Source organism: Corallococcus sp. CA047B (genome assembly GCF_003612065.1).
GTDB lineage: Bacteria > Myxococcota > Myxococcia > Myxococcales > Myxococcaceae > Corallococcus > Corallococcus praedator.
Map to the genome: position 1 here is coordinate 1 of NZ_RAWD01000339.1, position 9697 is coordinate 9697.

Annotated in this window: 10 protein-coding genes and 1 pseudogene; 5 read left to right on the top strand and 6 right to left on the bottom strand. The window is 69.5% G+C overall.

The features are described 5' to 3' along the window. Positions 1–545: pseudogene (locus D7X74_RS34655) on the bottom strand (bifunctional aspartate kinase/homoserine dehydrogenase I); the annotation flags it as partial. Between the two features lie 442 nt (positions 546–987). Between D7X74_RS34655 and D7X74_RS34660 the strand changes: the two are divergent. Next, positions 988–1281, top strand: a complete 294-nt coding sequence (locus D7X74_RS34660) for a hypothetical protein (RefSeq protein ID WP_120537276.1) — start codon at positions 988–990, stop codon at positions 1279–1281. Between the two features lie 65 nt (positions 1282–1346). On the opposite strand, the gene D7X74_RS34665 is transcribed toward D7X74_RS34660, so the two are convergent. Then, on the bottom strand, positions 1347–2864 hold the full coding sequence (locus D7X74_RS34665) for a pitrilysin family protein (protein WP_120537277.1): 1518 nt from the start codon (positions 2862–2864) through the stop codon (positions 1347–1349). A 2-nt stretch (positions 2865–2866) separates the two neighbouring features. Continuing rightward, complete coding sequence (locus D7X74_RS34670) at positions 2867–4273, bottom strand: pitrilysin family protein (RefSeq protein ID WP_120537278.1); 1407 nt, start codon at positions 4271–4273, stop codon at positions 2867–2869. 132 nt (positions 4274–4405) lie between these two features. Here D7X74_RS34670 and D7X74_RS34675 point away from each other — a divergent pair, with 132 nt between their 5' ends. Then, entirely contained in the window at positions 4406–5236 is an 831-nt protein-coding gene (locus D7X74_RS34675) for a DUF4190 domain-containing protein (protein ID WP_120537279.1), read from the top strand. Positions 5237–5279: 43 nt separating this feature from the next. Here the strand turns inward: D7X74_RS34675 and D7X74_RS34680 are convergent, their stop codons facing one another. The 3 genes from D7X74_RS34680 to dnaA all read right to left on the bottom strand — a co-directional run bounded on the left by D7X74_RS34680 (position 5280) and on the right by dnaA (position 8423). After that, complete coding sequence (locus D7X74_RS34680) at positions 5280–6020, bottom strand: hypothetical protein (protein ID WP_147446785.1); 741 nt, start codon at positions 6018–6020, stop codon at positions 5280–5282. A gap of 115 nt (positions 6021–6135) precedes the next feature. After that, a complete protein-coding gene (locus D7X74_RS34685; RefSeq protein ID WP_120537281.1) occupies positions 6136–6948 on the bottom strand; it encodes a hypothetical protein in 813 nt (270 codons plus the stop codon). Positions 6949–7067: 119 nt separating this feature from the next. Further along, entirely contained in the window at positions 7068–8423 is a 1356-nt protein-coding gene (dnaA, locus tag D7X74_RS34690; RefSeq protein ID WP_120537282.1) for a chromosomal replication initiator protein DnaA, read from the bottom strand. Positions 8424–8879: 456 nt separating this feature from the next. Between dnaA and rpmH the strand changes: the two genes are divergently transcribed. From rpmH to yidD, 3 genes are read left to right on the top strand one after another with little or no spacing between them, the layout of a single operon-like run. Beyond that, a complete protein-coding gene (gene rpmH / locus D7X74_RS34695) occupies positions 8880–9032 on the top strand; it encodes a 50S ribosomal protein L34 (protein ID WP_120537283.1) in 153 nt (50 codons plus the stop codon). 12 nt (positions 9033–9044) lie between these two features. After that, on the top strand, positions 9045–9467 hold the full coding sequence (rnpA, locus tag D7X74_RS34700; RefSeq protein WP_370450836.1) for a ribonuclease P protein component: 423 nt from the start codon (positions 9045–9047) through the stop codon (positions 9465–9467). Further along, positions 9464–9682 (top strand): membrane protein insertion efficiency factor YidD, encoded by a 219-nt coding sequence (yidD, locus tag D7X74_RS34705; RefSeq protein WP_120537285.1) that lies wholly within the window; start codon positions 9464–9466, stop codon positions 9680–9682. The genes rnpA and yidD overlap by 4 nt, the downstream gene beginning before the upstream one ends. The last annotated feature ends 15 nt before the right edge of the window (positions 9683–9697 follow it).

Sequence of the window (9697 nt, forward strand, 5' to 3'; positions counted from 1 at the left end):
GGCCCACCCTCCCGGAAGGGCGCGAACCGCGCGCGGATCTCCTCCACGCGGGGCGTCGCCTGGAGCGGATCCCCCGAACACAGCAGCACCTGCCGCGGATCCAGGCGGGTGGGCTGAAGCCCTCGCGCCTCCAGCAGCGCCGCCAGCAACAGGCAGGACGCCCGCTCCCCCAGGCCCGACAGGTGCGCGAGCACCGACGGCGAGCACTCACGCAACAGCCCCACGCCCTGCAACAGCCCGCGCAGCTCGGCTCCCAGCGCCACCAGCCCCTCCGCCAGCGGCCGCGTCTGGGCGGGCTTCAAATCCGCGCTCAGGGCCTTCGCGATGGCGGAGTGCGTGTCCTCGAAGCGGGCGCACGCCGCCTGCACCGACTCGCCCTCCTGCGCCACCCGGGCCGCGTCCACCAGCAGGTTCGTGATGCCCGACACCGCGGAGGCCACCAGCGCCACCCGCTCCGTCTTGCGCGCCTCCTCGACGAGCGCCACCACGCCGCGCATCCGGTCCGCATCCCCGACACTGGTGCCACCGAATTTCATCACGCGCATGACACGGCCTCCTCGCGGCGGGACGGGGCACGGCGGTGGGTGTTCATCGGAGGCGTCAGGGTCGTCATGGGGGTGTCTCTGGGGGTGTTGGAGGCAACGAAAAAGCCCCGCGCTCGGGAGGAGCGCGGGGCCGGGTTCGGGAGGGGGACCCTGGGAGGTCCATCCGAAGTCAGGCGGTCCGCGCTCCGCGAGGAGTCAGGCCGGTGCAAGTGCGCGTCAGGGCGGTCTGGGAACGCGTGCCCACGGAGGACGTCGTCCCCCCGTGCCGCAGGCTGTTCCCGCGCTGTCCGCCCATGCAGTCACCATCCTAGCCGTTTCACTGACACCTGGTGAGGGGACGGGCAACCGGGCCCCCGGACTCCAGGGCCCACCGTGGTGCGCGGCCCCAAGGCTGCCGACATTCACGGTGTCACCTGTTGACCTACCTCACTGGGAGCACCCCATGGCCACCCGCAAGAAGAGCGACAAGGACACCGGCGCCCACAAGCCCGGCTTCGCCAAGGACCGCGTGGAGCGGGGCCTGGAAGCGGACGACACCAAGCCCCTGTACGCGGACGCAGCCAAGCACTCCACCGAGGAGCAGAAGTTCGCCTTCGACAGCGATGCCCCGGTGGGCGGCAACACCAACCACAGCGGCAGTGTCCTGGATGACGTGGACGCCGAGGAGCGCGAGGAGCGCGGCCGCCTCAAGGCCGAAGCCCTGGAGGACAGCGAGAACGAACCCATCCGGGAATGAAAAAAGGCCGGAGCCCCGACCCACGTCGGGACCCCGGCCAGAATCACTTCCTCACGACGCCCCTGCTACGGGGTCGCGGCCTTGGGCGCGGGCGCCGTGTCCGGCGTCTCCACCAGGGTCAGCTTGCCCAGGTTCAGCGGCGTGACCTGCTCCTGGATGACCAGCGGGTCGCCCACGAGCACCACCTGCATGGCGGCCGGGTCCAGGTAGGCCTCGGCCACGCGCTGCACCTCGGCGGCGCTGGCGTCGCGCAGGCCCTCCACGCTCTTCTTGAACTCATCCATCGGGCGGCGGTGGAAGAAGAGCTGCGCGGCGCTGCCACCCAGGCCCTCCACCGTCTCGAAGGCGCCCGGGAAGGCGCGGATGAGGCCCTCGCGCGCGGCGGCCAGCTCCTTCTCCGTGATGGGGTTCGTCTTGATGCCGGCCAGCTCCTTCATGAACTCGTTGAGCGCGGGGCCGGTGACGTTCTGCCGCACGGCCGCGTTCGCGGTGAGCGGACCCACGCCCAGGCGCGTGCCCAGGTGCGCGTTGGCGCCGTAGCTGTAGCCCTTGTCCTCGCGGATGTTCATGTTGAGCCGGCTGCCGAAGAAGCCGCCGAACACCGTGGTGGCCAGCTCCAGCGGGTACTCGTCCGCGTGGCCCGCGGCGAGGCCGGGACGGCCCACCAGCACCACCGTCTGCTCCAGGCCCGGCTTGGGCACCACGCGCACCTGCTGACGCGGGGGCGCGGGAGGCGCGGGAGGCGGCTTGGGCGCCACCGCCCCACCCTTCCAGCCGCCGAAGTACTTCTTCGCCCACTCCACCGCCTGCGGCAGCGTCACGTCACCGGTCATGATGAGCGCGGCGGCGCGGGGCCCCGTGTTCTTCACGTAGAAGTTCTTCGCGTCCGCCAGCGTCAGCGACTGCACCGTCTTGGGGGTGCCCCCGGACGGATGGCCGTACGGGTGGTCCGCGCCGAAGACGGCGGCGTAGTAGGCCTGCTGCGCGAGGAAGTTCGGGTCGCCCATGCGGCGCACCAGCTCCCCCAACTGCTGCTTCTTGCGCCGCTCGAAGGCCTTGGCGTCGAAGGTGGGCCGCAGCACGACGTCCGACAGCAGCGCCATCACCGCGTCCACGTTGCGCGTGAGCACGCGCGCGCCCACGAAGGCGCCGTCGGGCTCCACCGACAGCGCGGGCGACACGCCCAGGTCCGCGAACGCGTTGTCCAGCGCCACCGTGTCGCGCTTGCCCGCGCCCTCCAGCAGCATCCGGTAGGACAGGTCCGCCACGCCCAGCTTCGCGAGGGGTTCCTGCGAAACCCCCGAAGCGAAGGCGATGCCCGCGAACACCAGCGGCAATTCCTTGCGCGTGCTGACGATGACGGTGAGCCCGTTGTCCAACTGGGCCTTCTCGAACGTGGGCAGCACGATGTCCGGCGGCGTGCCGGGCTTGGGCTGCGTGTCGCGGAACGCCTCCGGATCCGGCGCGGGTGTCTGGGGTTGCTGCGAGGCCGGCGTCTCCGGGGGCGGGGCCTCCGCGGGCTTCGTGGTGGCGCAGGCGGAGACGGTCAGCGTGAGGAGGGCAGTGAGGATTCGGCGGTGCATGGTCAACGGGCCTCCTTGCCCGAACCGGAAGACGGCGGCGCGCCCTTGCTGGACGGCACCGCGTGGAGGACGACGCGCGCATCGGGACGCAGCACGTCGTTGGCGAACTGCTTCACCAGCGCGGGCGTCACTTCCTGGTAGCGCGCCAGGTCCTGCGCGACGTAGCTGGGCTCGCCCACGAACTGGTTGTAGCTCTGCAGCGTGTCGGACTTGCTGCCGGAGCCGCCCACGGCCTGCAGGCCCGCCAGCTGACGCGTGTCATAGCGGGTGCGCGCGCGGACGATCTCCTCCTGCGTGACGCCCTCCTTGCGGACCTCGTCCAGCACCGCGTCGATCTCCTTCTGCAGCGCGTCCGTGGTGACGCCGGGCCGGGCCACCGCCTCGATGGTGAAGACGGACTGCGCGCCCTGGCTCTGCTGGGTGGCGTCCACGCTCTGGGCCAGCTGCTTGTCCAGCACCAGCCGGCGGTACAGGCGGCTGGCGCGGCCGGTGCCCAGCGCGGTGGCGAGCACGTCCGCCGTCGCGTCCCCGGGCTTGAGGTACGGGGCGGTGAGCCATGACATGGAGAGCAGGGGCAGCGTGGCCACCTTCTCGTCGTGGCGGATGACCGTCTCCCGCGTGACCTTCACGGGCTTCACGTCGGGCCGCTTGGGCTTGGGGCCGGAGGGCAGCGTGGCGAAGTACTTCTCCACCAGCGCCTTGGTCTTCGCGACGTCGAAGTCGCCCACGATGGCGAGCGTCGCGTTGGCGGGCGCGTACCAGGTGCGGAAGAACGCCTTCACGTCGTCCACATTGGCCGCGTCCAGGTCCTTCATGGACCCGATGACGTTGCCCGAGTACGGGTGCGGGGCCGGGAACAGCGCCTGCCACGCCTTCTCCTGCGCCTCACCGTAGGGGGCGGTCTCCACGCCCTGGCGGCGCTCGTTCTTCACCACCTCGCGCTGCGTCTCCAGCTTCTTCTCCGTGAGGGCATCCAGCAGGAAGCCCATGCGGTCGCTCTCCAACCACAGCGCGGTCTCCAGCAGGTTGCTGGGCACGGTCTCGTAGTAGTTGGTGCGGTCGAAGCTGGTGGTGCCGTTGAGGTCGGAGGCGCCCGCCTGCTCCAGCAGGCCGATGTGCACGTCGTCCGCCACGTGCTTGGAGCCCTGGAACATCATGTGCTCGAAGAGGTGCGCGAACCCGGTGCGCCCCGGCTGCTCGTCGTAGGCGCCCACGTGGTACCAGACGTTGACGGCCACCACGGGCAGCTTGCGGTCCACGGAGAGGATGACCTCCATGCCGTTGGGCAGCGTGTACTTCTCATACGGGATGGCCAGGTTTTCGCGGCCGGGCTCCAACGGCTTCGCCTCGGGCTGCTGGGCGAGCGCCGGAGTCCCCAGCAACAGGGCCGCGGCGGCGAGGGCCTTCAATCGGGACAAGGTTCCTCCTCGGTTCAGGACGGTGCCTCGCGCGCTTAACACGCGCTCCAGGGCCTGTAAGCCGGAAGGAGACAGGGTGGGCTCCGGGGTGCTGGATGTTGCTCGCCGTGCGACACTGCGGCCATGAGCCTGGAGGTCCCTCCTTCCGCGCAGCCGCACTGCGCCGTCCACCCCGACGTGCTCGCGGGCGGCACGTGCTCGCGCTGTGGCGCCTTCGTCTGCGCGGACTGTGTCCGGTTCCCGCTGGGCAGTGAGCGCGTCTTCTGCGTCGCCTGCTCCAAGCGCCCGGAGGTGGACTACCTGGAGGCCTTCCGCCTGGAGCACTGGGGCCGGCGCGACTCCTGGGCCTGGACGGTGGGGATGCTCACCCTGTCCCTCTTGCTGGGCGTGTTCCTGTCGCTCGCGTCCGGGGGGGCGCCCTCCCGGAAGGAGTGGCTGTTCTCGGCGCTGTACCTGGCGTCCGTGCCGGTGGGCGGGGCCTTCTTCCTGGGCAGGCCGTGGGCGCGGCCCGCGCTGGTGGTGACCCCCCTGGTGCTGGCGCTGGGCGCGGGCGTGCTGGAGCCGGCGCAGCGCATCCACCACCTGCTGTCCGCCCTTCCCTTCATGTTCGTCGCGGTCCTCATCCACCGCGACGTGCGCAACCGGCTCTTCTTCCGGCAGCCCGTGACGCCCGGCGCGCTGGCGGCGATGTGGAACCGGCTGCGCAACAATCCCATCGCGCGTCAGGCCTTCCACTTCGGTCTCAGCGGGCTGCTCATGCCGTTGCTCTCGCCGCTCGCGGTGGTGTGCGGCGTGGTGGGGCTGTTTCGGGTGAAGCCCCAGGCGCATCCACCCATCGGGCGGCGGGGACAGGCCCTCGCCGGCATCGTCCTGGGGGTCCTCAGTCCGCTGCTGTGGGTGCTCGTCCTGTTGCCCTATCTGGACCAGCACTTCGGGTTGGTGAGAAAGGATTGAGGGGGGCCTCGCTGCTCCGGGTCCCTCCTCCGCCCGGGAGGCTTTAGAAGCTGTATGTGTTCAGGCCACCGTTCGCGCGGATGTTGTCGCGCACGTGTTTCCCAGCGCCCACGCACTCACCGCGGGCCGCATCCAGCAGGATGTCGGACGTGTCCGTCTGGGTCAGGTCTCCCTTCTGGAAACATGACGCCAGGGGCAGGCCCTCCAGCCACGCTTCCTGCCGGAAGACCACGCGCAGGGAGCCGGCTTTCTTCAGCCCGAAGTCACCCGGGGCCTCGAAGCGCAGCACCTCCCCGGCCGGCAGCGTCAGGTCCATGTTCCAGATCTTGGAGTCCTTGAAGAGGCGTGTTCGGGCCTTGAAGCCGTCGCCCGCCAGTTGGAATTCGACCCGCCGGTAGGTGCCGGGAGGAAGCTCCAGCGGTGGAGACACGTCTCCGGTCGCCAGGTTGACGGAGACCGGGCCCGCGAGCGTGACCGTGCCCTGGTCCCCGCTGTCCTCGCACCGCGCTTCGTCGGGAAGCGAATCGCTCACGGTCGAGCAACCGAGTCCCGAACCCAACTCCAGACGGATGTTGGCCACCGTGACGCTGGCGCCATCCATCTGGAAGGTGAGTCCGTCATCCGAGGCGATGTTGGGAAGGGAGGGAGGCGATTCCATGGCCCGGACGCCCACCAGGGTCGGGTCGCCGGCGAGGAACGAGGGCTGGAGGGCGAAGACGAGCCGGGTGTGGACGCCCGTATCGCCACAGCCGGAGAGACACAGGGGCAGCAAAGGCAGACACATCAGACGCGACCACGAAGGAAGGGACATGGCGGGAGGTTGCGACAAGAAAAGGGAACGTTCCGGCCGGCGTTCCCGTGAGAGGCCGCGAGGGCCCCGGTGAAAGCACTGAAACATCTCAGGGGATGAAGACATACAGCCTGCCGCTGGACAGGATGTTGTGTTTCACGCGCTCGGCGGCGCCTTCGCACGCGCCGCGAGCCTCCTCCAGGCGCAGCGTCCTGTCCGTGAGGGTCAGCTCTCCCGTCGTGAGGCATTGCTTCACGGGGACCCCCTGGAGCCAGAGGGACGCGTCCAGCATGCCCACCTGGACGGTGCCGTCGGGCCGTTCGATTTCGACGTCGATGGGCCCGGGCGGCTCGAAGCGCAGGGCTTCCTGGGTGGAGAGGTCCAGCTCGAGCATGTTCGTCTGTCCCTTGAAGTAGAAGCTCGCGCGGGCGCTGAAGCTCGGGCCCGTGGGCGGGGTCGTTCCCAGCCGGGAATCGACGCGGCGATAGACACCCGCCGGAATACGCAGCGGTCCCTCCGGACGGGTCGTTCCCTGACTCCAGTCCACTTCGAGCGGCCCCGGGAGGACCAGGGCTCCCGGCTGTCCCCCCACCGCGTCCTCGCACGTCATCACGGGGGACAACAGGTCCTGGAGGCTGGCACAGGTCCGGGCCCCGGGCAGCGCCAGGCGCACGTCGAACAACGTGGAGGTGGCGGAGCGCAGCTGGAACTCGAGCCCGTCGCTGGACTTGAAAGAGGGCGGCGTGGGCGGGGGCACCTCCATCACCTGGACGCTGGCGTCCGGTCGTGAAGCGGCGCCGAACAGCGTCGTCGGGTCGAGCCCGAAGCGCAGGGAGAACGCGTCCGGCTCACCCCCGCAGGAGGTCAGGCCCGGCACGACGAGGGCAAGGCACCAGGCGCGCGGCCACGGGATGTGGGGCATGTCGGAAGTGAAGCCGTCAGGGGGAACGCCTCCGGCCGGGCGTTCCGTGCGGCGGACCCCGTCAGGGCCCGCGAAGCCGCAGCATGCCCGAAGCCGGGGACGCCAGGTCAACCTTCACGTCACATCCCGCCGAGCTTCGTTTCCAGTTCCGACAAATCGCGGTGCACGCTGGGGTCCGTCTCCCGCAGGCCCTCCACCTTGCGCACGGCGGAGATGACGGTGGAGTGGTCCTTGTTGAAGCGGGACGCGATCTCCGGGAACGAGCTCTTGGTCAGCTTGCGGCTCAGGTACATGGCCACCTGGCGCGCGTGGGCCAGGGCCTTGTGGCGCCGGTCTTCCTTCAGCGCTTCCACGGTCAGCTTGTAGAAGCGGGCCACCTCGCGCTGGATGGCCTCCACGTCCACGGTGCGCTGCGCGGGCAGGATGTCCCGCAGCACCTGGGCGGCGAACTCCTCCGTCACCGGCTGGCGCGTCAGGCTGTGCATCGCGGACAGCTTCACGAGCGCGCCTTCCAACTCGCGCACGTTCTTCTGCACGTGCCGGGCGATGAAGTGCGCCACGGGGTCGGGCAGGTTCAGTCCCTCCTGCTCCGCCTTCTTCTGGAGGATGGCGACGCGCGTCTCGTAGGTGGGCTCGCGGATGTCCGCCATCAGGCCCATGGCGAAGCGGCTGCGCAGGCGGTCCTCCATGCCGGGGACCTCCGCGGGCACCATGTCGCTGGTGAGCACGATGGCCTTGTTGAGGCTGAAGAGCGTCTCGAAGGTGTAGAAGAACTCCTTCTGCGTCTCCTCGCGCTTGCCCAGGAACTGGATGTCGTCGATGAGCAGCACGTCGCACTCTTCGCGGAACTTCCGGCGGAAGTCCGTCATGCGGTGCTCGCGCACGCTCTCCACGTACTCGTTGGTGAACTGCTCGCTGGACAGGTAGACGACGCGCTGGGTGGGGTCCTTCTCCCAGATGTGATTGCCCACGGCCTGGAGCAGGTGGGTCTTGCCCAGGCCCGTGCCGCCGTAGATGTAGAGCGGGTTGTAGTTGTGGCCCGGCCGGTGGGCCACGGCCTGGGCGGCCGCGGCGGGGAGCTGGTTGCTGTCCGCCACCACATAGGTGTCGAAGGTGAAGCGCGGGTTGAGCCGGGACGGCCGCGCCGAGTTCACCTTCACGGTGGGGGTGGGCGGCAGGTTCGCGGACGGCGGAGGTCCGACGACGACCTCATAGGCGACGCGGCCCAGCGACGGCTCCAGCCGGGACAGGTGCGTCTCCAGCATGGCGCGGTAGTGGTCATCCACCCAGTCGCGGAAGAAGCGGTCGGGCACGCCCAGGACGAGGGCGTTCTCGCGCACCTCCAGGGGGCGCATCCGCTCCAGCCACGTCAACGCGTAGTGGAGGCCCTCCTGGCGGATGGCTTCCAGCGTGCGGGTCCAGACGACTCCGGCACTGGGCAGCGACGGCGGGGCTTGGGTGGCGAGGGCGTTCACACGGAGGCTCGAAGGACGGTGCGGAGGGGGGAACCAGCGGGCGTCCGGCCGTGCTAACAGAGGGTTTCTGGGCGATCAAGGAACCGGCCAGAAGCTCAACAGTTCCCAGGGGTTCACCCTCCTGGAGTGATCTGTCGGGGATCCACCCACGGCCTGGGTGTCGGAGCGCGTCGGATCCGCCCTGCCCTGCTGTCCGTGGATCCACGCCAGGTGGATCTTCCCCCGACGGATGCAGGGTCCATGGATGGGCGCTGGGACGGCGTGAAGCACGTTCCTTGCCCCCTCCTCCCTTTTCCCACATGATCGGTCGGGTCCACCCATCCCGGTGCAACAGGGATGGGGCAGGGTGATCCTGTGATTGACTTGTCCAGGAAATAGGGTTACGGACGCCCCCTTTCCAATGTACGGGTCGCGCCGGGAGTCCCGGGCGCCGCCTTCAGCTCTCAGGGAGTAGTCGTGTCCAAGCGCACGTACCAGCCGTCGAAGATCCGGCGCAATCGCGCCCACGGGTTCCGGAAGCGGAACGGCACCAAGTCCGGCCGGGATGTCCTCAAGCGCCGTCGCGCGAAGGGCCGTAAGCGTCTGGTGGTTTCGTCGTTCAAGAAGTAACTGGACGCACGTGTGATGGCCGAGGGAGCGGCGCCGCGGGTGCCTCAGGCAACCGGCGAGCGCTTCCCCAAGGCCTTTCGCCTGCTTCAGCGACGTGAGTTCCTGGAGGTCCAGGAGGGCGGTCAGAAGCTACCGTCCGACTGCCTCCTGGCGCTCGTCCAACGCAACAACCGGGCGCACTCCCGCGTGGGGCTCACCGTTTCCAGCAAGGTGGGCAACGCGGTGGTGCGCGCGCGTCTTCGCAGGGTGCTGCGCGAGCTGTTCCGCAAGCGCCGCGCGCAATGGCCGCCCGGTCTCGACGTAGTCCTGGTCGTTCGCTCCTCGGCGAAGGAGGCTTCCTTCGCGCAAGTTTCCCGTGCGTTCGACGGCGTCACCCGTAAGCTGCAACGGCTCTTTCCGGCACCGACCGTGCCCCCTAAAGAGCCAGCCCCATGAGTCCACTCGCCTTCGTCATCGCCCTGCCCATCCGCTTCTATCGGCGGTTCCTGGGGCCGCTGCTGCCGAAGGCGTGTCGGTTCCATCCCTCGTGCTCCACCTACGCCATGCAGGCGCTGGAGAAGCACGGCGGCCTCAAGGGCAGCGCCTTCACCGTCTGGCGCCTGCTGCGCTGCCAGCCATTCCACCCCGGCGGATTCGATCCCGTCCCCTGACGGTTTGCTTCCGCC

Coding starts and splice junctions, on each gene's coding strand:
- yidD (WP_120537285.1), top strand. CDS start 9,464: ATGAGTCCACTCGCCTTCGTCATCGCCCTGCCCATCCGCTTCTATCGG.
- D7X74_RS34665 (WP_120537277.1), bottom strand. CDS start 2,864: ATGCACCGCCGAATCCTCACTGCCCTCCTCACGCTGACCGTCTCCGCC.
- D7X74_RS34660 (WP_120537276.1), top strand. CDS start 988: ATGGCCACCCGCAAGAAGAGCGACAAGGACACCGGCGCCCACAAGCCC.
- D7X74_RS34680 (WP_147446785.1), bottom strand. CDS start 6,020: ATGTGTCTGCCTTTGCTGCCCCTGTGTCTCTCCGGCTGTGGCGATACG.
- D7X74_RS34685 (WP_120537281.1), bottom strand. CDS start 6,948: ATGCCCCACATCCCGTGGCCGCGCGCCTGGTGCCTTGCCCTCGTCGTG.
- D7X74_RS34675 (WP_120537279.1), top strand. CDS start 4,406: ATGAGCCTGGAGGTCCCTCCTTCCGCGCAGCCGCACTGCGCCGTCCAC.